18 protein-coding genes are annotated in these 20,344 nt (G+C 68.0%); 3 read left to right on the plus strand and 15 right to left on the minus strand.

Annotation, left to right across the window (positions count from 1 at the left end):
- Nucleotides 1–4: 4 nt before the first annotated feature.
- The 3 genes from ABE485_RS12635 to ABE485_RS12645 are packed head-to-tail and all read right to left on the minus strand — an operon-like array spanning nt 5 to nt 2,596.
- Nucleotides 5–148: a DUF2474 family protein gene (locus ABE485_RS12635; protein WP_346515640.1), complete on the minus strand. Its 144-nt coding sequence runs from the start codon at nt 146–148 to the stop codon at nt 5–7.
- Entirely contained in the window at nt 148–1,155 is a 1,008-nt protein-coding gene (cydB, locus tag ABE485_RS12640) for a cytochrome d ubiquinol oxidase subunit II (RefSeq protein WP_346515641.1), read from the minus strand. Before cydB ends, ABE485_RS12635 begins: the two co-directional genes overlap by 1 nt.
- Before the next feature lie 4 nt (nt 1,156–1,159).
- Entirely contained in the window at nt 1,160–2,596 is a 1,437-nt protein-coding gene (locus ABE485_RS12645; RefSeq protein ID WP_346515642.1) for a cytochrome ubiquinol oxidase subunit I, read from the minus strand.
- A 407-nt stretch (nt 2,597–3,003) separates the two neighbouring features.
- On the opposite strand from ABE485_RS12645, the gene ABE485_RS12650 reads away from it, so the two are divergent.
- Entirely contained in the window at nt 3,004–3,678 is a 675-nt protein-coding gene (locus ABE485_RS12650) for a GntR family transcriptional regulator (RefSeq protein WP_346515643.1), read from the plus strand.
- A 42-nt stretch (nt 3,679–3,720) separates the two neighbouring features.
- On the opposite strand, the gene ABE485_RS12655 is transcribed toward ABE485_RS12650, so the two are convergent.
- The 11 genes from ABE485_RS12655 to ABE485_RS12705 all read right to left on the minus strand — a co-directional run bounded on the left by ABE485_RS12655 (nt 3,721) and on the right by ABE485_RS12705 (nt 16,292).
- Entirely contained in the window at nt 3,721–4,440 is a 720-nt protein-coding gene (locus ABE485_RS12655; RefSeq protein WP_346515735.1) for an ABC transporter ATP-binding protein, read from the minus strand.
- Nucleotides 4,441–4,451: 11 nt separating this feature from the next.
- Entirely contained in the window at nt 4,452–5,273 is an 822-nt protein-coding gene (locus tag ABE485_RS12660; protein WP_346515644.1) for an ABC transporter ATP-binding protein, read from the minus strand.
- Nucleotides 5,270–6,157 carry a branched-chain amino acid ABC transporter permease gene (locus ABE485_RS12665; protein ID WP_346515645.1) on the minus strand — a complete coding sequence of 296 codons (888 nt, stop codon included), beginning with the start codon at nt 6,155–6,157 and terminating at the stop codon, nt 5,270–5,272. Before ABE485_RS12665 ends, ABE485_RS12660 begins: the two co-directional genes overlap by 4 nt.
- Nucleotides 6,150–7,043, minus strand: coding sequence for a branched-chain amino acid ABC transporter permease (locus ABE485_RS12670; RefSeq protein ID WP_346515646.1), 894 nt, complete (start codon nt 7,041–7,043; stop codon nt 6,150–6,152). Before ABE485_RS12670 ends, ABE485_RS12665 begins: the two co-directional genes overlap by 8 nt.
- A 100-nt stretch (nt 7,044–7,143) precedes the next feature.
- Nucleotides 7,144–8,259: an ABC transporter substrate-binding protein gene (locus ABE485_RS12675; protein WP_346515647.1), complete on the minus strand. Its 1,116-nt coding sequence runs from the start codon at nt 8,257–8,259 to the stop codon at nt 7,144–7,146.
- A 313-nt stretch (nt 8,260–8,572) separates the two neighbouring features.
- Nucleotides 8,573–9,319 (minus strand): acetoacetyl-CoA reductase, encoded by a 747-nt coding sequence (gene phbB, locus ABE485_RS12680; protein WP_346515648.1) that lies wholly within the window; start codon nt 9,317–9,319, stop codon nt 8,573–8,575.
- Entirely contained in the window at nt 9,309–9,776 is a 468-nt protein-coding gene (locus ABE485_RS12685; protein WP_346515649.1) for a hypothetical protein, read from the minus strand. The genes phbB and ABE485_RS12685 overlap by 11 nt, the downstream gene beginning before the upstream one ends.
- Before the next feature lie 49 nt (nt 9,777–9,825).
- Nucleotides 9,826–10,950, minus strand: coding sequence for an ABC transporter permease (locus ABE485_RS12690; RefSeq protein ID WP_346515650.1), 1,125 nt, complete (start codon nt 10,948–10,950; stop codon nt 9,826–9,828).
- Between the two features lies 1 nt (nt 10,951).
- The gene (gene rbbA / locus ABE485_RS12695) at nt 10,952–13,681 is read right to left on the minus strand and encodes a ribosome-associated ATPase/putative transporter RbbA (RefSeq protein ID WP_346515651.1); all 2,730 of its coding nucleotides are present in this window, start codon (nt 13,679–13,681) and stop codon (nt 10,952–10,954) included.
- A complete protein-coding gene (locus ABE485_RS12700) occupies nt 13,681–14,748 on the minus strand; it encodes an HlyD family secretion protein (RefSeq protein ID WP_346515652.1) in 1,068 nt (355 codons plus the stop codon). Before ABE485_RS12700 ends, rbbA begins: the two co-directional genes overlap by 1 nt.
- Before the next feature lie 29 nt (nt 14,749–14,777).
- Nucleotides 14,778–16,292 carry an efflux transporter outer membrane subunit gene (locus tag ABE485_RS12705; protein WP_346515653.1) on the minus strand — a complete coding sequence of 505 codons (1,515 nt, stop codon included), beginning with the start codon at nt 16,290–16,292 and terminating at the stop codon, nt 14,778–14,780.
- 196 nt (nt 16,293–16,488) lie between these two features.
- On the opposite strand from ABE485_RS12705, the gene ABE485_RS12710 reads away from it, so the two are divergent.
- The gene (locus ABE485_RS12710; protein WP_346515736.1) at nt 16,489–17,097 is read left to right on the plus strand and encodes a TetR/AcrR family transcriptional regulator; all 609 of its coding nucleotides are present in this window, start codon (nt 16,489–16,491) and stop codon (nt 17,095–17,097) included.
- 153 nt (nt 17,098–17,250) lie between these two features.
- Nucleotides 17,251–18,846, plus strand: a complete 1,596-nt coding sequence (locus ABE485_RS12715; RefSeq protein ID WP_346515654.1) for an EAL domain-containing protein — start codon at nt 17,251–17,253, stop codon at nt 18,844–18,846.
- Here the strand turns inward: ABE485_RS12715 and kch are convergent.
- On the minus strand, nt 18,823–20,034 hold the full coding sequence (gene kch / locus ABE485_RS12720) for a voltage-gated potassium channel protein (RefSeq protein WP_346515655.1): 1,212 nt from the start codon (nt 20,032–20,034) through the stop codon (nt 18,823–18,825). The two genes, ABE485_RS12715 and kch, sit on opposite strands and share 24 nt — an antisense overlap.
- Between the last annotated feature and the right edge of the window lie 310 nt (nt 20,035–20,344).

Here is a 20,344-nt window from a genome sequence, read left to right on the forward strand (position 1 = left end):
CGGTTCAGGTCGACATGCCGATGGATCGCATGACAAGGCGCAGCACGCCGGCGGCGGCGCCCAGCGCCGCGACGCTGCACGCCCAGATCAGCGCCAGCCAGAGCAGGCGGGAGCGCCACGAGGACAGGGCGGGTTGCGGGCCGTTCATCAGTGGAACTCCTCGCCGGTGCGCACCTTGCCCCGGAAAACGTAGTACGACCAGGCGGTGTACATGAGGATAATCGGAATGATCGCCAGGGCGCCGACCAGCGCGAAGCCCAGGCTCTGGGGCGGCGCGGCCGCCGTCCAGATGGACACGTCGGGCGGGATCACCGCGGGCCAGATGCTGATGCCCAGTCCGCTGTAGCCCAGGAAGACCAGCGCCAGCGACAGCACGAACGGCCCGGCGGCCGGCGTGCCCCGGACGCGGCGGATGAGTTCGAACCCGGCCGCGGCCACCAGCAGCGGCACGGGGAAGAACCAGAACATGCCGGGCAGGCTGAACCAGCGCTGCGCGATCTGCGGCTGCGCCAGCGGCGTCCAGGCGCTCAGCACGGCGATGACGGCCAGCAGCGCCAACGTCAGCGGCCGCGCAATGCGGCACATGTGGCGATGCAGCCGGCCTTCGGTCTTCATGATGAGCCAGGTGCAGCCCAGCAGCGCGTAGGCCACGACCAGGCCCAGCCCGGTGAACATCGAAAACGGACTGATCCAGTCCCAGGCGCCGCCCGCGTAGGCGCGGTCCACGACCGGAATGCCTTCGATGTAGGCGCCCAGGGTGACGCCCTGGAAGAACGTGGCGCACACGGAGCCGAAGACGAAGGCGATGTCCCACAGCGGACGGTGGCGCTCGTCGGCCTTGAAGCGGAACTCGAACGCCACGCCGCGGAAAATCAGTCCCAGCAGCATGAACACCAGGGGCAGGTGCAGCGCGCTCAGGATCACCGCGTACGCCAGCGGAAACGCCGCGAGCAGGCCCGCGCCGCCCAGCACCAGCCAGGTCTCGTTGCCGTCCCAGACGGGCGCCACGGTGTTGACCATGGCGTCGCGCTCCTGCCGGTCGGCGATCAGCGGAAACAGGATGCCGATGCCCAGGTCGAATCCATCCATGATGACGTACATCATCACGCCGAACAGGATGATGACTGCCCAGATCAGTGCAAGGTCGATGCCCATGGCCTCAGACTCCCGAATGCGTGTGTGGCGCGGGCTCGACGCCCGCCAGGGTGGAGGCCGCCGACAGCGGCCGCGACGGCTGGCGCGGTTCGCCCGGGCCGCCGGACAGCGGCGCATGGCCGGGGGCCGGGCTGGGGCCCATGCGGATCAGGCGCAGCATGTAGGAAACGCCCGCGCCGAAGACCAGCAGGTACACCGCCACGAAGAGCGCGAGCGTCAGCGTCAGCTCGCCCAGCCCGTGCGGCGTGGCGGCATCCGCCGTGCGCATGACGCCATACACGATCCAGGGCTGCCGCCCGATCTCGGTGACGTACCAGCCGGCCAGCAGGGCGACGATGCCGGAGGGGCCCATCCACAGCGCGCAGCGGTGCAGCCAGCGCGACGCGTACAGGCGGCGGCGCCAGCGCGCCCACTGCGCCCAGATCGCCAGCGCGATCATCAGCAGGCCCAGCCCCACCATGACGCGGAACGACCAGAACACCACCGTGGAATTCGGGCGGTCTTCGGGTGGGTAGGATTTCAGGCCGGGAAACTGGCCGTCCCAGCTGTGCGTGAGGATCAGGCTGCCCAGCCGCGGAATGTTCAGCGCATAGCGCGTTTCCTCGCGCGCCATGTCGGGGATGCCGAACAGCGTCAGCGGCACGCCCGCGCCCGGCTCGTTCTCCCAGTGGCCTTCGATCGCCGCGATCTTGGCGGGCTGGTGCCTGAGCGTGTTCAGCCCATGGAAGTCGCCCACCACGGCCTGCAGCGGCGCGGCCAGCAGCAGCATGCCCATCGCCATCGCGAACATCTTTTTCACCGCCGGGCTGCGGTCGCCGCGCAGCAGGTGCCAGGCGCCGGACGCGCCCACCATCAGCGCGGTGGCCAGGAAGGCGGCGATGCCCATGTGCGCCAGCCGGTACGGGAAAGACGGATTGAAGATCACGGCCAGCCAGTCGGTGGGCACGACGCGCCCGTCCAGGATCTCGTACCCCGCGGGCGTCTGCATCCAGCTGTTGGACGCCAGGATCCAGGTGGCCGACACCAGCGTGCCCAGGGCCACCATGACGGTCGAGAAGAAGTGCAGGCCGGGCCCCACGCGCGACCAGCCGAACAGCATCACGCCCAGGAAGCCCGCTTCCAGGAAGAACGCCGTCAGCACTTCGTAGGCCAGCAGCGGACCCGTCACGCTGCCCGCGAAATCGGAGAAGAAGCTCCAGTTGGTGCCGAACTGGTAGGCCATCACCAGGCCCGACACGACGCCCATGCCGAAGTTGACGGCAAAGATCTTGGTCCAGAAGTGATAGAGGTCCCGGTACACCGTCTTGCCCGTTTTCAGCCAGAACCCCTCCAGCACGGCCAGGTAGCTGGCCAGCCCGATGGTGATGGCGGGGAAGACGATGTGAAAAGAGATGGTGAAGCCGAACTGTATTCGGGCGAGCAATAGCGCGTCGCTATCCATGGCGGTATTCCTGACTTTCATCGCCAGCGCGGGGCGAACCGCCAACTGGCGGCGTGCGCTGACGCGGTGTTTGCACTGCACCATGAAGTTAGGTCTTGCGCGCTTTTCAGTACAGATTCAGAGACAGAGGAAAAAAGCGTATCAGTTTGATCGCAATAGGCGGCCGATCGGCACGCCTCATAGGGAAATCGCCTGTGCCGCAAATCGGGATGATCTGGCGAAGTTACAAAAAAAACAGCACAGGGCAGTCGCCTCAAGCCGCCAGCCGACGGCAGGGGCGCCCGGCGGCCGCGCGCCGCTTGCGGTTCCCCGGGCGTGCCCGTTGGGCTACGATGGGAGCCCCATCGCAACCGCCCCATCGACGTTTGCCGCAGGCCGCCGTCCTTCGCCAGAGATACCCGATAGTCATGAGCATTACCAAAACGAAGGCCTCGTCCAGCAAAGCCCAGGCCTTGCCGCACCGGATCCGGGACCAGTTGCGCTACGAAATCCTGACGGGGGCGCTGCCCGCCGGCACGCCGCTCAAGCAGGACGCGCTGGCGACCCGCTTCCAGGCCAGCCGCATACCGGTGCGCGAGGCCCTGCGCCAGCTTGAGACCGAGGGCCTGGTGGCCTACCACCTGAACCGCGGCGCCGTCGTCATCCGCATGGACGTGGACCAGATCTGCGAACTGCTGGACATCCGCATCGCGCTGGAAGGCTATGCGGTGCGCGCGGCGGTGCCCAACATGGGACGCGCCGACCTGGACGCGCTGGAATCCATCCTGCGCGAGTACGACGAAGCCGACGCGGTGCCGCGTTGGGCCGAACTGAACCGGCGCTTCCACCTGGCGCTGTGCGCGCCCGCGAACAACACGCGGCTGCGCAGGCTGATTGAAGAATACGGCCTGAACACCGACCGCTACACGCACGAGATGATGTCGATGGCGACCGGCAAGGAAGGCCCGCAGGCGGACCATTACCGCATCCTCGAGGCCTGTAGGAAGCAGGACGGCACGCTGGCCGCGCGCCTGGTGGAAGAGCACATCATCGAAACCAAGAAGAACCTGGTCGCCATGCACCGCATGCGCCAGGAAGGCTGAAGGCCCGCGCGGGGCGGGCCTTCGACGCGCCGGGGGACGGCGCTAGGCGGCCCGGCCGCCCAGATACAGTTCGCGCACCTGCTCGTCGTTCATCAGCGATTGCGCATCGCCCGTGATGGCGACCGTTCCCATGGACAGCACATAGGCGCGATCCGAGATCCGCAGCGCCTCCATGGCGTTCTGCTCCACCATCAGGATGGTCACGTTTTCCTTTTCGCGGATGCGCTGGATCGCCTCGAACACTTCGCCCAGCGTCTTGGGCGACAGGCCCGCGGACGGTTCATCCAGCAGCAGCAGGCCGGGCGCGGGCATCAGTGCGCGCGCCAGCGCCAGGATCTGGCGTTCGCCGCCGGACAGCGACGCGGCCGGGGCCTGCAGCTTGCGCCCCAGTACCGGGTAGTGCTCGCACAGCGTACGGATACGGTCCTCGCAGACCTGCTTGTCCAGCGCATTGCCGCCGACCTGCAGGTTCTCGCGCACCGACAGCGCGGTGAAGACGTTTTCCGTCTGCGGCACGAACCCCAGCCCATGGCGCAGGATCTTTTCGTGCACGGGAAAGCGCGAGATATCCGCGTCGCCCAGCATCACGCGCCCCTCGCGCGGCTTGAGGTAGCCGGCGATGGTCTTGAGCAGCGTGGACTTGCCGCAGCCGTTGGGGCCCAGCAGCGTCACGATTTCGGCCTTGCCCGCGTACAGCGAAATGCCGCGCAGGATGTCCACGTCGCGGGTGTAGCCGGCCACGACGTCTTCCACTTCGATCATCTTGTCCCTCATCATGCGACCCCCATGCGCAGCACGGGGCCGGCGGTGGCGCCCGTGGCGGCGGGCTTGGCGGCGGCGCCGCCCAGGTAGGCTTCCAGCACACGCTCGTTGGAGGCCAGTTCGTCGGGCCGGCAGTCGGCCACGATATGTCCGCGGTCCAGCACGATGCAGCGGTGGCAGACCTCGCGGATGAAGTGCATGTCGTGCTCGACGATCACGATGGTCATGCCGGCCGCGTTCAGGCGCTGCAGGGCGCCCACGATGTCGCTGCGCAGATTGGGATGCACGCCGGCGGTGGGCTCGTCCAGCATCAGCATGCGCGGATGGGCCATGAGCGCGCACACGATGCCCAGCAGCTTCTTCTGGCCGCCCGAGATCGCCGCGGCGGGCTGGTCGCGCACGGGCGACAGCAGCAGCTGGTACAGCAGCGCGTTGGCCTGCTCGCGCGCCCGGGCCTCGGCCTCGCGCGCGGCCCGCAGGCCGAACAGGTTCTCCCACAGGCCGTGATGCTCGACCGACGCCGCCATCGCCACTTCCGCAACGGACATCTTGGCGGGCATGGACGGCAGCTGGAAAGTGCGCGCGATGCCCGCCTGCACGATGCGGTGCGCGCTCAGCGCATCGATGCGCCGGCCTTCGAACGTGACGCTGCCCGCATCGATGGCCTCGAAGCCGGTGATGGTGTTGAGCAAGGTGCTCTTGCCGGAACCGTTGGGGCCCAGCAGGCCCACGATTTCGCCGGGCCGGATGTTGAATCCGACCTTTTCCAGGACGCGGTTGCCGCCGAAGGCCTTGGCCACGGAATCGACCTGCAATGCATAGGGGGCCGTCATGGCATTTTCCTCATCTTTTCCGGCAGCAGCCCTTCGCTGCGCCACAACAGGCATCCCAGCAGGATGAACCCGATCAGTCCCAGGCGCAGGGCGCCGGCAATGTCGGAGCCGAAGCCGAAGGCGTCCTTGGCGAACGGCACCAGCGTGTAGGCGGCCTGCACCAGCACCACGCCCAGCACCACGCCGGAGAAGTTGCCGATGCCGCCGATCATCAGCATGGTCCAGAGCAGGAAAGTCTCGGATGCCACCAGGTAGTCGGGGCCGACGAAGCTCATGTAGTGCGCATACAGCGAACCCGCCACGGCGGTCACCGCGGCGCCCGCCATCACCGCGCGCGACTTCAGCGACATCAGGTCGTAGCCCATGCAGGCGGCCAGCTTGGGCTCTTCGCGCATGACGCGCAGGGCCCGGCCGAAGCGGCCATAGGCAAGGCGGCGCAGCAGCACGGCGGCGGCCGCGGCCAGCGCCAGCACCAGGGCCAGGAACGCCAGCGCGCCGGTCTTGCCCGGCATGCCGTCGAACAGCGCGGGTATGCCGCTGATGCCCTGCGCGCCGTTGGTCAGCCAGAGTTCGTTGGTGGCGATGGTGCGGATGATTTCCGCGATGGCCAGCGTGGCGATGCCCCAGTAGTCGGCGGCAAGCTGCCTGCCCAGCCGGGCGATGCCCCAGCCCAGCGCCACGGCGACGGCGACGCCAGCCGCCGCGCCCAGCGCGGGATGCCAGCCGGCATGCACGGCGATGCCGGTGCCGTAGGCACCGATGCCGGCAAACGCGATGTGGCCGAAGTTCAGCAGGCCCGCCAGGCCCGCCTGCAGGTTCAGCCCCAGCGCCATCAGAGCGAAGATGGCGCCGAAGGTCAGCGACGAGATCAGGAAATCAAACACGGCGCACCTCGCGGTCGAACAGCCCATACGGCTTGAACAGCAGGGCCAGCAGCAGGATCAGGAAGGATGCGGCGCTGATGTAGGCCACGGGCAGGAACGCCACGGGCTTGGCGTAGAGCCAGCCGAAGTTCAGGTTGGTCACCAGGGTTTCGGTGAGCGCGATCAGGAACGCGCCGGCCACCGCGCCCAGCGGATTGCCCAGGCCGCCCAGGATGGCGGCGGCGAACACCGGCAGCAGCAGGTCGGTGCCCAGGTTGATGTGCGCGCCCGTGGACAGCGCCAGCAGGCCGCCGCCCAGGCCGGCCAGCGCGCCGCTGCAGAACGCAACCTGGCAGGTGATGCGCGAGGCGTTCAGGCCGCTGGCGTCGGCCAGCGCGGGATTGCACGCCAGGGCCCGCATCGCGCGGCCCGCGCGGGTGTAGAACAGCAGCAGCGCAAACCCGGTCAGCAGGATCGCGGTGGTGCTTACCGACGCGATCTGTGTCACGGTGACGCTGGCGTCGCCCAGGCGGATGGGGGTGGCCAGCGGCAGCTTGAACATCAGCGGGAAGGACCCGGCGATGCCCTGGCAGAAGGCGATCAGCAGCATGGACAGCGCCAGCGAACCGATCATGGTGATGGCCGGGCCCGCGCGCAGCAGCCGGCGGAACACCAGCAGGTGGAACGCCAGCGCCATGGCGCCCGTCAGCGCGCAGGCGGCAAGGAGCGCCAGCGCCAGCGGCAGTCCCGCCGCGCTCAGCGCATAAGTGAGATACGCGCCCACCATGGCGTATTGCACGTGGGCGATGTTGGGAAACTTGACCAGCCCGTACACCATGCTCAGGCCCAGCGCGATCAACGCCAGGTCCGAGCAGCGCAGCAGCGTGTCGACCAGAATCTGGATCATCTTGTTTGCTCGAAAGACATCTTGAAAGCCCCGCCGCATCGGGGCCGCACGGCGGAAAAAAAGCCGGACCCGCTCCGCGGCGAGCCCGGCCAAGGCCTTGTCAGCGGACCACGATCTTGCCCTGATCGGACTTGAGCTTGGCGTACGGCGGGTCGACGCGCTGGCGGTCGCCGTCGAACTTGATGAAGCCCGTGACGCCCTCGTAGCCCTTCTGGCCCAGCTGGGTCAGCGCGGCCTGGATGTCGGCCGGCGCGGTCGACTTGGCCTGGTTCATCGCGGCGGCGGTCAGCAGCACGGCGTCATACGCATAGCCCGTGTAGGACGTCTTGAAACCTTCCTTGTAGCGGGCCTTGAACGCGTCCGCGTATTCGCGGCCCTTCGGGCCCAGCACCGAACCGACTTCCATGCCGATCTGGCCTTGCGCGATGTCGGCCGGCGTATCGCTCAGGCACATGCTCAGCAGGATCCCGTACCACGGCGTCTTGCGCAGGCCCAGCTCGAAGGCTTCGCGGTTGATGACGGCCGACTCCTGGCCGTAGGCGGTGTAGATGTAGGCGTCGGGGTTGCTGCGAGACATCTGCTGCAGTTCGCGGCGGTAGGTGGACTGGCCGGCGGTGTACAGGACCTCGGTCACGATCTTGCCGCCCAGCTTCTCGAACTCTTCCTTGTAGCCGTGCGCCACGCCCTGGCCGTAGGCGTTGTTGGGCGCAATGATCGCCACGTTGCGGTAGCCCTGGTCCCAGGTGTCCTTGGCCGAGAACTTGTTGCCCTTGTCCTCCAGGCCGATCAGGTTGAAGGACGTCGCGCCCAGGTCGCGGATCTTGACGCTGGTGCTGGCGATGTTGATGTGGGTCACGCCTTCCTTCACCAGGTACTGGCCCAGCGGAATGGAGATGCCCGACGAGTATTCGCCGATGACCACCGGCACCTTGTCCACGCTGACCAGCTTGCGCGCCGCGTTCAGCGCGGTGGTCGGGTTGCCGCCGGAGTCTTCGATGACCACGGCGAACTTCTTGCCCAGCACGCCGCCATCGGCATTGACCTTTTCGACGGCCAGGTCGACGGCGCGGCGCACGTCCTCGCCCACGGTGGCGTTGGCGCCGGTCAGCGACAGGACCGCGCCCATCTTCACGGTTTCCTGCGCCTGGGCGCCCGCGCCGGTCAGCGACAGCACGAGGAAGGTGGCGGCGACTAGCGGACGAACGTTGAATTGCATGGTGTTTCCCCTCGGAGGACTGCCGGACCCGCGTCTGGTGCGTGTTGATGCCGGCGGTGCTTGAAAAGCCAGGAGCGGCGGGCTTCTGGCGCTTACCGGGACAGGAAAATGGATACCAAGAGAAGAAATTGCATCCAATCCTGATCGAGTGGATGCAAATATACGAGGCAGCGGGCGGCCCAACAATATGGGGTTAACCCGTTACCTTGTGTTTCAAACAATGTTTTTTGGGGTGGGTTGCACCTTTGCCTTGGCAACAGGACAACCTTAGTGACGCGGGCCGGCGCGGGGCCGGCCGCCGTTCGTCAGTACGTCAGTACATGTGCTGGCCGCCGTTCATGGCGACGTTGCTGCCCGTCATGAAACCCGCGGCGTCGCTGCAGATGAAGGCCACCAGCGCGCCGATTTCCTCGGGCTGGCCCAGCCTGCCCAGCGGGATCTGCGGCAGGATCTTTTCGTCGAGCACCTCCTGCGGCACCGCCTGCACCATGCGCGTGGCCAGATAGCCCGGCGACACGGTGTTCACCGTGACGCCCTTTTTGGCCAGCTCCAGCGCCAGCGACTTGGTGAAGCCGTGGATGCCCGCCTTCGAGGCGGCGTAGTTGGTCTGGCCGAACGCGCCCTTGCTGCCGTTCACGGACGAGATGTTCACGATGCGGCCCCAGCCCCGGTCCGCCATGGGGCCGCACAGCGGCTGCGTCAAGTTGAACATCGAGTCCAGATTGCTGTGCATGACCTCGGCCCAGTTGTCGGCCGACATCTTGCGCAGGCTGGCGTCGCGGGTGATGCCCGCGTTGTTGACCAGGATGTCGATCTGGCGCCCGTCGTCCTCGAGCCGCCGGACCAGCGCCTGGCAGGAATCGAAGTCCGCCACGTCCACCTTGTACATGTCGAACTTGCGCCCCTTGGCGGCCTCCTCGTTGACCCAGTCGCGCGTGGCGCTTTCGCTGGAATGGTAGGTGACGATGACGTCGTGGCCGGCGTCGTGCAGCGCCACCGCGATGGCGCGGCCCAGGCAGCCGGCCCCGCCCGTGATCAGGGCCGTGCGCCTAGCCGTCATGATGGCCTCCCGGCTGGCTGGCGTCGCGCATGGCCGAGCAGGCGGCCGCCATCTGGTTCGCCATGGTGGACCACATTTGCGTCAAGGGCGACTCATTGACGACCGCGCCCGCGCTGGTGGCGTTCCTGAACCATTCGCTCATCGCTTCGCCCAGGCCGGCGGCGATCACGGCCTGTTCCTGCAGCGCGGCGTGCGTCAGGGCCTGGCTGGCTTCCAGTTGGCACTGCCAGCGCTTGCGCGTGAGTTCGCCCATCGCGGGCGCAAGCTCTTGCCAGTTGCCGGCCGGCTTCAGGGGAGCCAGCGCGGCCAGGTACTGGTTGGCGCCGTCGCTGGCCAGCCGCTGGCCCAGCTCGATCCAGCGCTGCTGGCTTTCCTGCGCAAGCAGGGACAGGCGCTGGCAATAGGCGGCATTGGCGCCGGCGAGGCCCAGGGGCATGGAGGCATTGGTCTTCTTCATCATCCGTCCTTTTAAAAGAGTGGTAAGGGGAAACGAATACAAACGGGCCTCACGCCATCTGGCTGAGGGTCTTGCGAAAGCGCGCCAGGGATAACGCAAACAGGACCGAGCCGATCAGCGCCAGCGCCAGGAAGGGTTGCCATACGACGCTTATGCCCGCGCCGCGATAGAGGATGGCCTGGCCCAGTTCCACGAAGTGGGTCGTGGGCGCCGCCAGCATGATGTTCTGCACGAACTCCGGCATGCTTTCGCGGGGCGTGGTGCCGCCGGACAGCATTTGCAGGGGCAGCAGCACTAGTACCAGGAGCATGCCGAACTGCGGCATGCTGCGTGCGAGCGTGGCCATGAAGATGCCCATCGAGGTCGTGGCAAACAGGTGCAGCGCCACGCCGGCCAGGAAAAGCGCCACCGATCCTTCGATCGGCACGTGCAGCAGGCCCCGCACCACGAAAGTCAACGATAGCCCAGCGGACGCCAGTACGACCAGCCCCATCGACCAGACCTTGGCAACCATGATTTCAGTGGGCGTGACGGGCATCACCAGCAGGTGCTCGATCGTCCCGTGCTCGCGTTCGCGGATCAGCGCCGCGCCGGTCAGGATGATGGACAGCATCGTGACGTTGTTGATGATCTCCATCAGCGCGCCGAACCAGGACTGCGTCAGGTTGGGGTTGAAGCGCATGCGCACCGCCAGGTCCACCGGCAGTTCCGTCGCGGCGCGGTAGCGCTTCGCGAATTCGTTGATCTCGTCCGTGATGATCTGCTGGATGTAGCTGCTGCCCGTGAAGGCCTGGCTCATCCGCGTGGCGTCCACGTTCAGCTGGATCTGCGCGGGCCGGCCGGCCAGCACGTCGCGCTGGAAGTTGGGCGGGATGTTGACCGAGAAGGTGTAGCGCCCCGCGTCCATGCCCGCGTCGGCCTCGGACGAGGCGACCATCTGGGGCGGGGTGAAGTGCGGCGGATAGAAGGCCGACACGATGCGCGCCGACAGCGGCGAGTTGTCCTCGTCCACCACGGCGATGGGCGCGTTGTGCAGCGTTTCCGGCACCGCCGTGGCCGCCGTGTAGATCATCAGCGTGAACGACACGAGGATCAGGATCAGCATCATCGGGTCGCGCGCCAGGCTCCAGAGTTCCTTGACGCCCAGGCGGTAGATGTTGGCCAGGTGCCGCATGTCAGGTCTCCTGCTTCTTCAACAGGAGTGCCGAGGCGCCCAGGATGACGGGGATCGCGATCAGCAGGGGCCAGAACGAGCTCTGCAGGTCGTGGAAGTCCAGCGCCTTGCTGAACACGCCGCGGCTGATGGTGAGCATGTGCGTGGCGGGGTAGACCTGTCCAATCAGCTTGCCGCCGCCTTCCAGCGACGAGACCGGATTGAGCAGCCCCGCGAATTGCACGGCGGGCACCAGGGTGCCGATCATGGTGAAGAACAGCGCCGCGATCTGGCTGCGCGTGAAGGTTGAGGCCAGCAGCCCGATGGCGGTCGCCACCACGTTGTAGATCAGCGCGGCGACCAGCAGGGTGGTGAAGCTGCCGGTGATGGGCACGCCGAACAGCGTCACCGCCAGCAGGGTCATCAGCAGGAAATTCAGCATGGCCAGGGCCACGTACGGCGCCTGCTTGCCCAGCAGGAACTCCAGCCGCGTCACGGGCGTGACGTACAGGTTGATGATAGAACCCAGTTCCTTTTCCCGCACCACGGCCAGCGCGGTCAGCATGGCCGGCATCATCAGCAGCAGCAGGGGGATCACCGCCGGCACCATGGCGGGCAGGCTGCGCACATCGGGGTTGTAGCGAAAGCGCGTTTCCACGCTTACGGGCGAGTCCGCGCTCAAGCCCAGCTTTTCGCGGGCCTGCTGCGCCAGCCAGCCCTGGTGCATGCCCATCACGTAGCCGCGGATGGTCTCCGCGCGCTGCGGCATGGCGCCGTCGATCCAGACGCCGATCTGCGCGCTCTTGCCGCGCTGCACGTCGCGCGCGAAGCCCTGCGGGATCTCGATCGCCAGGGACAGTTCGCCGCTGCGCATGCGCGCATCCATGTCGGCGTAGTCCGCAATGGGCGGTCGTTCGATGAAGTAGCGCGAGCCGGACAGGTTCAGGGCGTAGTTCTGGCTCAGGCTGGTCTGGTCGCGGTCCATCACGGCGTAGCGCAGGTCCTCGACGTCCAGGCTGATGCCGTAGCCCATCACGAACATCAGCAGCAGCGATCCCATCAGCGCCAGCGTGGCGCGCACGGGGTCGCGCCGCAGCTCCAGGGATTCGCGCCACATGTAGCTCAGGGCACGCCCGATGCTGAATCCCTGCCGCGGCGGCTTGGCGGGCGCCTGGGCGTCCGCCGCGGGAGGCGCCGCGCCGGCCTCGGCCGCCGTGCCGGCGCCCGCGTCGATCAGGTAGGCGATGAATGCCTCTTCCAGTGTCTTCGCGCCGCGCATCCGGGTGATCTCGGCCGGCGATGCGCTGACCAGCACTTTGCCCGCGTGCATCAGCGACATGCGGTCGCAGCGCTGGGCTTCGTTCATGAAATGCGTCGAGATGAAGATCGTGACCTGGTCCTGCCGCGCCAGCGCGATCAGCAGGCGCCAGAAGCCGTCGCGCGCGACTGGGTCCACGCCCGATGTGGGTTCGTCCAGGATCAGCAGTTCGGGCTTGTGCACCATGGCCACCGCCAGCGACAGGCGCTGACGCACGCCCATGGGCAGGTTCTCGGGCAGCGTGTCCAGCACGTCGGCAAGGCCGAAGCGATCCACCATTTCGTCCACGCGGGCGGGAATGTCGGCCTCGGGCACGTGGAACAGGCGGGCGTGCAGCACCAGGTTCTGCCGCACGGTCAGTTCCCCGTACAGCGAAAACGCCTGCGACATGTAGCCCACGCGGCGTCGGGTATCGATGTTGCGCGGGTCGACTTCCTTGCCGAACAGCCAGGCCTGGCCTTCGCTGGCGGGCAGCAGGCCGGTCAGCATCTTCATGGTGGTCGACTTGCCGCAGCCGTTCGAGCCCAGGAAGCCGAAGATCTCGCCGCGGCGGATGCGGAAATTGACATGGTCCACCGCCACGAAGTCGCCGAACCGCATGGTCAGGTCGCGCGCCTCGATGGCGATCTCGGCGTCGTCGTCCAGCGCCAGCGGCACGATCTCGACGGGCTTGTGGCCGCGCCGCTTTTCTTCGGGCAGCAGCGCGATGAACGCGGCCTCCAGCGAGTCGGCCCCGGTGCGCTGTTCCAGTTCGGCGGGTGTGCCGGTGGCGAGCACGCGGCCTTCGTCCATGGCGATCAGCCAGTCGAAGCGCTGCGCTTCGTCCATGTAGGCGGTCGCCACGATGACGCTCATGCCGCTGCGTTCCTGGCGGATGTCGTTGATCAGGTCCCAGAACTGCGCGCGCGCCAGCGGGTCCACGCCGGTGGTGGGTTCATCCAGGATGAGCAGGTCCGGATCGTGGATCAGCGCGCAGCACAGACCCAGCTTCTGCTTCATCCCGCCGGACAGCTTGCCCGCGGGCCGCGACAGGAAGGCGGACATGCCGGTGCTGCGGGTCAGGCTGTCGATGCGCCGGCGGCGTTCGGCCGCGTCATGGCCGAACAGGCGGGCAAAGAACTGCAGGTTCTCTTCCACCGACAGCGTGGGGTACAGGTTCTTGCCCAGGCCCTGCGGCATATAGGCGATTCGCGGGCAGACATCGTCGCGGTGACGGCTGCTGGCCATGTCGCCGCCCAGCACCATGATCCTGCCCTGCTGCGCGGCCCGGGCGCCCGCGACCAGCGCCAGGAGGCTGGACTTGCCGACCCCGTCCGGGCCGATGAGGCCCACCATGCGTCCCGCCGGAATGTCCAGCGTGATGCCGTCCAGCGCCCGCGTCGCGCCGTAGCGCAGGCTGACGTCCGACAGCGAGACGACGGGCGCGGCGGCCATCAGGGCACCTTGACTTCAAGATTGGCGGGCCATTGGGCTTCGGGGTCGAGCTTGAGCCACGCCACGCCCGGCAGGCCGGTCTTGACCTGCTTCAGATGCTGCTGCAGCAGGTCGGGGCTGATTTGCGCCTTGACGCGGAACATCAGCTTCTGCCGCTCGCTGGCGGTCTCGACGGTCTTGGGCGTGAACTGCGCGGTGCTGGCCACGAAAGACACCTTGGCGGGAATGACGTATTCGGGGGCGGCGTCCAGGATGATGCGCACGTCCTGTCCCAGCGCGACGCGGCCGGCGGCCTGCTCGGGCAGGAAGAACGTCATGTAGACGTCGGCCAGGTCGACCATGTTGAGCACTTTGCCGCCCGCGCCCAGCACTTCGCCGGGCTGCGCCACGCGATACTGCACGCGGCCGGCGCGCGGGGCGCGCAGCTCGCTGTCGGCGATGTCGGCATCGATGCGGGCCACGGTGGCCTGGGCCGCCGCGATGGCCGACTGCGAGCCCACCTGGGCGGCGCGGGCGGCGTCGATCGCGGACGCGGCGGCGGTCACCTGCGCGCGCGCGGCGTTCACGGCCGCCTGCAGGCTGCGCACGCGGGCGCGGTCGTCGTCCAGTTCCTGGATGGACGAGGCGCCTTCCTTGGACAGGGTTTCGGACCGGGCCAACCGGCGCCGCGCCGCGTCCAGCTCGCTTTCCCGCTGCACCACCACGGCCTCGGCCGCCAGCTTGTCGCTCTCGCGCTGCGCGACCTGGGCCGCGGCGCTGGCCGCGCCGTTGATCGCCTGCTGGTGCTGGGCGCGCGCTTCCTCGCGCTGCGCCTGCAGCGTATCGATCTGCATGCGCGCCAGCGGCTGGCCCGGCGACACGAAGTCGCCCTCGATGACCAGCACTTCCTGCACGCGGCCGGCCAGCTTGGTGGCGACGTCGATCTCGGTGGCTTCGATCCGGCCGTTGCCGCTGACGAAGCCTTCGCCGGGCCCCGTGTCCGCCATCAGGCGCCATCCGTAGTAGCCCGCCGCGGCGACGGCCAGGACGGCGAGCAGGGGAATCAGTTTTCGGGTGGGCAGGCGCATGGCGGCGGGTCCTTGGTATTTTTGTTCGGTCAGCTGCGGGGAGTGTCGGGGCCTGGCGGCGGCGCTTGCGTGCCGCCGCCGAGCGCGGCGTACAGGCCGACGCGGCTGGACAGGAGCGCCCGGCGCGTTTCCACCAGCTGCTGCTGCGCGGCCAGCAGGTCGCGCTTGGCGTCCAGCACTTCCAGATACGGCGAGGCGCCGTGGTCGTAGCGCAGCTGGGCCAGGCGCTCGCGCTCGGCCTGCGCGGCCACGGTAGCGCGCAGCACCTCGACCTGTTCGGCCAGCCAGCGGCGCGTGGACAGCGCGTCGGAGACGTCGCGGAAGGCGGTCTGGATCGTCTTCTCGTAGTTGGCGACGGCGAGGTCGCGCCGCGCTTCGGTCAGGTCCAGCGAAGACTGCCTGCGGCCCGCGTCAAAGATCGGCAGGTTGATGCTGGGCGCGAAATTCCAGGCGCGGCTGCCGCCGGCGAACAGGCCGTCCAGCTCCGCGCTGGCGGTGCCGAAGGCGCCGGTCAGCGTGATGCTGGGCAGGAATGCGGCGCGCGCCGCGCCGATGTTGGCGTTGGCCGCCTTGAGCTGGTGCTCGGCGGCGACGATGTCGGGGCGGTTGGTGAGCAGGTCGGACGGCAGTCCCGCCGGCAGCGCGTGCATGACGGCGTCGTCGTTCAGCCGGGTCTGGTTCGCGGGCAGGTCCAGCGGTGCGCCCACCAGCAATTCAAGCGTGTGGGCCTGCGCGGCGCGGGTCCGCTCCAGCTCGGTGCCCAGCGCCTTGGCCTGCTGCCACAGCGTTTCCACTTGCGTCAGGTCCAGCTTCGAAATCGCGCCTTCCTCGAAGCGGCGGCGGAAGATGCGCAGCGATTCCGCGCGCGAATCGATGGTCTCGCGGGTCAGGTCCAGGCGCTCGTCCAGTTCGCGCAGCGTCAGGTAGCTGTCGGCCACCTGGGCAATCAGGCTGAGCGTGGCGGCCTGGGCGGCGGCCTCGGTGGCCAGATAGTTCTGCAACGCGGCGTCCGAGAGGCTGCGCACGCGGCCCCAGAAGTCCAGTTCCCAGCTGGCCATGCCCAGGCCCACCTGGTACTGGCTGGAAACCAGGGGCTGGCCGGTGAGATTCAGGTCCCCCGGCACGCGGGAGCGGGAGCCGTCGGCCTGCACGCCCACGGTCGGAAACTGGTCCGAACGCTGGATCCCGTACAGGGCGCGGGCCTCCTCCACGCGCAGCAGGGCGCTGCGCAGATCGCGGCTGTTTTCCAGCGCGGTGGCGATCAGGCCCTGCAGCGCGGGGTCCGTGAAATAGGACTGCCAGGTGATGCGGGCCGCCGATGCGGGCTGCGATGCGGCGGCGTCCTGCGCTTGGCCCGCCCCGGGATGGCCCGCCCCGGGTTGGCCCGCCCCCGGTTGGCCGGCCCCGGGATACACCGCCGGCACCGGGAGGGCGGGGCGCTCGTAATCGGGCGCCAGCGAGGTGCAGCCGGCGGCCAGCAGCGCCGCGAGGGCGGCGGGGGCCAATCGGGCGGCGATCTTGGCGGTAAACGCAGGGGCGGTCATGCAGCGGTTCTCCAGCGCAAGGGGGCGGGAGTGGCCTGGGGGACCAGGCTTGTGGCCTGCGGACCCGGGCTGACTCCCTGCACCAGGGGCATGGGCCTATTCTGCCCAACCCGACCCGGACGTTCCTTGACGCGGATCAAGTTAGCGACTGACTGGTCGGTTTTTAATGGCTGGACATCACACGGGAGCAGCAGGGATGGACAGGCAGCGCAGTCGTCTTCCTCCGGCCGTGCGGGCAGGGCAGATCCTGGACGCCGCATTGCTGGAGTTTTCCCAGGCGGGCTATGCCGGCGCCCGGATGGACGACATCGCGCTGCGCGCCGGCCTGTCCAAGGGGGGGCTCTATGCCCACTTTCCAAGCAAGGAAGCCGTCTTCGTCGCCCTGCTCGAGCGCCACCTGAGCCCGTCGCGCCTCGACATCGATGCCGTTCTCGGTGCGGCCGCGACGGCCCGCGACCTGGCCGAGGGCATCGCCGACCATCTTCACCGGAGCCTCGCCAACCCGGCCATGGTCAGCACCATGCGTTTGCTCCTGGCCGAAAGCGGCCGGGTGCCGCACGTGGCGGCGCGCTGGCGCCAGGAGACGGCCGCCGCGAACCTGGCCGACCTTGGGCGCCTGCTGGCGCTCGCGCGCCAGCGCGGGCTGTGCCGCGACAGCGTGGCGCTGGACCATCCCTGGCTGCTGCTCGCGCCCGTCGTCCATACGGTCGTCATGGCCGCGCTGCATGATCCGGAGGGCGGCATGCCGCTGCCCGAGCGCCGCCAGGCGCATGTCGCGATGATCTGCGAGCTGCTGGCCCCATGATCTGCTGACCCTTTGATCTGCCGGGCCCTTCAGAAGCCGCGGGGCGCGCGTCACGCGCGCCTTGACGCCGGCCCGCGCTTGGTGTCCCATCGTCCCGTTGGGTCCGCGCAATCCGGCCCATACTCCAGCGAGGGGAATTTGCCGACATCCGGCTTGAGGGAACGTGTACCGTCGTGGCGCTATCTTCCCGTGGCGCTGGCCCTGGCGCTTCCGGTGCTGGCCTGCGTGGGACTGACCTGGTGGCATGCCCAGAAAGCGCAGCGCGAGGAAGCCGAGTCGGCGGCCCGCATCGTCCGGGCGCAGGCGCAGCATATCCTGGCGCAGGCCTGGGACGTGCTGGACAGGGTGGCCGCGCTGACGTCCCTGCCTTGCGCGGACGCGCTTCCCGACCTGCAGCGCTGGGGCACGCTCAATCCCTACTTCCGTTCGCTGATCCTGCTGCGCGGCGACCGCATCTACTGCTCGTCCGCGGTCGGCAAGGCCGATTACTCGGTCGCGGAATTCCAAAGATGGTCTGCCGGCGTGTCGCCCGACCACTGGCTGTTCACGGTGGCCGGGACGCCCCTGGCGCCGGAACGCCCCGCCATCCTGCTGGGCAGGCCCGGGGCGGACGGGCATAGCGGCGTGGTGGTGGTCGATGGGCGCTATGTGCAGGATCTGCTGAACGCCGTCGCGACCTTGCGCGACTACCGGATCGAACTGCTGGTGGGCGAGGGCGGGGCGCCGATACACAGCGAGGCGAAGCTGCCGGGCGCGGCGCCCGGCGAGCTCGTTTACAGCGAAACCACGAACCACGACGGGCGGGCTCCCCTGACCATCCGCGTCAAGGCGCCTCCCGAAACCGTCGTGGAGGCCTGGCAGCAACTGATGCTGACCTACCTGCCGGCGGCGGTGCTGCTCGGCTTCGTGCTTGCCGTCGGCGCATACCGCCTTCAGGCGAATCGCCAGTCCTACAAGGAACAATTGCGGCGCGCCATGCGCGCGGACGAATTCCAGGTGCACTACCAGCCGGTCTACGGGCAGGCGACGGGCCAGTGCGCAGGCGTCGAGGCCCTGATGCGCTGGCAGCGTCCGGGCGTGGGCTACGTGCGGCCGGACATCTTCATCGCGGCGGCCGAAGAGGACGGCATGATCATTCCGCTGACCCGCCATCTCTTCGCGCTCATCGAACGCGACATGCGCGGCTGGAACACGCCGCCGGGCTTTCATATCGGCGTCAATATCGCCGCCGAGCACTTGTCCAGCCCGGCGCTCCAGGCCGACGTGGAGCGCTTCGTGGCGAACATCGCGGCGCGCCAGCCGGTGGTCGTGCTGGAAATCACCGAGCGCAGCCTGATCACCGACGACGGGCAGGCGCGCAGCAATATCGACGCGCTGCGCGCGCAGGGCGTGCGCGTGGCCATCGACGACTTCGGCACGGGCCACTGCTCGCTGTCGTACCTGCAGCGGTTCCCGGTGGACTACCTGAAGATCGACCAGGGCTTCGTGCACGCCATCCAGCCTACCGGCGAAGACGCGCCGGTCCTGGACGTCATCATCACCCTGGGGCATCGCCTGGGACTGGCGGTGCTGGCCGAAGGCGTGGAAACCGAGCTGCAGTTCAACTATCTGTGCAGGCGCGGCGTTTCCTTCATCCAGGGCTATCTGTTCGCGCGGCCCATGCCGTCGGAGCAGTTTCTGCGCTGGTATGCCGGGCATGCGCCGCCTGGCGCGGCGCGGCCGGACTCAGGCGGTCTTGGCGCCGGCTGAGGGCTGGGCGAAGAACAGGTCCGTGATGGCCTGGCTGTCCATGGGTTCGCCGTTGATGGCGCGGGTCAGGAGTTCGGCGCCCAGCAATTGCACCGAAAACACCAGGTCGGGCTGCACGCGCCGGATCTTCTCCAGGTGCTTGCTGGTGTTGACCAGCGCCACGGTCTTGGCGCCGCCCGTGCCCGTGGCCTCTTTGGCCGCCAGCACGATGAACGCGTTCTCGGCGTCGTCGTCGCGCAGCGCCAGCACGTAGCGCGCGCGCGTCACGCCCGCCAGGTGCAGCACGTCGACGCTGGACGGATCGCCTTCGATCAGGTCGGTCGCCGCGGGGTAGTCGTGCGCCACGCCCACCGGGACGATGACGGTGACCTCTTCGTTGCGGCTGCGCAGCCCCTGGTAGACGCTCTGGGCCAGCGGCGTCGCGCCGGCGATGATGATGTGGTTCTTTCTCATGGCCGAGGAAAACCTGCCTTTGACGAGCCGTTTCAGGTTGCCGCCGATCACCGGTCCGGCGATCGCGCTGACGGACGTGGCGAACACGGTAATGCCGAGGATGATAATCGACGCGGTGAACATCCGCGCCGTGCCGCTGTGGGGCGTGATGTCGCCGTATCCCACCGTGGACATGGAGACGATGGAAAAGTACAGCGCCGTGCCGACGTCGAGGATAGGCGGGTTGAATTCGTTGCCCAGGTACAGCGCGCCGAACACGGCATAGATCAGCAGCGACAGCACGCTGACCAGCGCGAAGAGCGAGCCGGCCGTCACGCTGGCGCGGTCGAAGCGCCGCCAGTAGGCCACCAGCGCAATCACCAGGATCAGCGTGTAGATGCCCAGCCCGGCGCGTCCGCCGTCGCCGAGGATGGCGAAGGTGCCGATGCCGATCAGCAGCACCAGCGAAAACGCCCACGCGATGCGGGCCTTCAGGATCAGGCCCAGGGCGATCACCTGCAGGCCCACGCCAAGCACCAGGCGCGGGATCTCCAGCAGTCCGACGACCCGCATGATTTCGTGCCAGTTGTCCAGCGCCAGCCAGAACGAATACTCGCGCGCCCGGACCTCGCGCAGCACGGGGTGCATGAACGCATAGCCGTCCAGGGCCACCAGGATGGCCAGGCACCAGTTGGGCGGGAACAGGGCCAGGAATTTGCGAAGGCGATGGCGCAGGTTGGGTCGGGGCAGAGGCATGGGACGCACGCTCGTCCTATATCAGATAGGTATGGAAGACTATCAACAAAGAATTACTGGAAACTCGTCCGAGGTCCTAAACTTTCCGCATCAGGTGGCTATCCGAAAGGAACGCCGCCGATATGGCTGATAAGCCCGCCAGCAGCCAGGGTGGACGAATTGCCAGGCGTTGATCACGTTGCAGCCTGCGCAGGGACTAGAGACCCGGCGCGGGTCCACGGTCGGACCGTGCGTGAGTAGTATGAGGCACGAATGTTGGAATCGCGTGATCCAGGTAGAAGGCATCGGTGCCGGCCGATGACTCCAGGTT

Source organism: Achromobacter spanius (assembly GCF_039673305.1).
GTDB lineage: Bacteria > Pseudomonadota > Gammaproteobacteria > Burkholderiales > Burkholderiaceae_B > Achromobacter > Achromobacter spanius_F.

What these genes read in the sequence shown, in the direction of transcription:
- ABE485_RS12635 (WP_346515640.1), bottom strand. Translation starts at nt 148, where the DNA reads ATGAACGGCCCGCAACCCGCCCTGTCCTCGTGGCGCTCCCGCCTGCTC.
- cydB (WP_346515641.1), bottom strand. Translation starts at nt 1,155, where the DNA reads ATGGGCATCGACCTTGCACTGATCTGGGCAGTCATCATCCTGTTCGGC.
- ABE485_RS12645 (WP_346515642.1), bottom strand. Translation starts at nt 2,596, where the DNA reads ATGGATAGCGACGCGCTATTGCTCGCCCGAATACAGTTCGGCTTCACC.
- ABE485_RS12650 (WP_346515643.1), top strand. Translation starts at nt 3,004, where the DNA reads ATGAGCATTACCAAAACGAAGGCCTCGTCCAGCAAAGCCCAGGCCTTG.
- ABE485_RS12655 (WP_346515735.1), bottom strand. Translation starts at nt 4,440, where the DNA reads ATGATCGAAGTGGAAGACGTCGTGGCCGGCTACACCCGCGACGTGGAC.
- ABE485_RS12660 (WP_346515644.1), bottom strand. Translation starts at nt 5,273, where the DNA reads ATGACGGCCCCCTATGCATTGCAGGTCGATTCCGTGGCCAAGGCCTTC.
- ABE485_RS12670 (WP_346515646.1), bottom strand. Translation starts at nt 7,043, where the DNA reads ATGATCCAGATTCTGGTCGACACGCTGCTGCGCTGCTCGGACCTGGCG.
- ABE485_RS12675 (WP_346515647.1), bottom strand. Translation starts at nt 8,259, where the DNA reads ATGCAATTCAACGTTCGTCCGCTAGTCGCCGCCACCTTCCTCGTGCTG.
- phbB (WP_346515648.1), bottom strand. Translation starts at nt 9,319, where the DNA reads ATGACGGCTAGGCGCACGGCCCTGATCACGGGCGGGGCCGGCTGCCTG.
- ABE485_RS12685 (WP_346515649.1), bottom strand. Translation starts at nt 9,776, where the DNA reads ATGAAGAAGACCAATGCCTCCATGCCCCTGGGCCTCGCCGGCGCCAAT.
- ABE485_RS12690 (WP_346515650.1), bottom strand. Translation starts at nt 10,950, where the DNA reads ATGCGGCACCTGGCCAACATCTACCGCCTGGGCGTCAAGGAACTCTGG.
- rbbA (WP_346515651.1), bottom strand. Translation starts at nt 13,681, where the DNA reads ATGGCCGCCGCGCCCGTCGTCTCGCTGTCGGACGTCAGCCTGCGCTAC.
- ABE485_RS12700 (WP_346515652.1), bottom strand. Translation starts at nt 14,748, where the DNA reads ATGCGCCTGCCCACCCGAAAACTGATTCCCCTGCTCGCCGTCCTGGCC.
- ABE485_RS12705 (WP_346515653.1), bottom strand. Translation starts at nt 16,292, where the DNA reads ATGACCGCCCCTGCGTTTACCGCCAAGATCGCCGCCCGATTGGCCCCC.
- ABE485_RS12710 (WP_346515736.1), top strand. Translation starts at nt 16,489, where the DNA reads ATGGACAGGCAGCGCAGTCGTCTTCCTCCGGCCGTGCGGGCAGGGCAG.
- kch (WP_346515655.1), bottom strand. Translation starts at nt 20,034, where the DNA reads ATGCCTCTGCCCCGACCCAACCTGCGCCATCGCCTTCGCAAATTCCTG.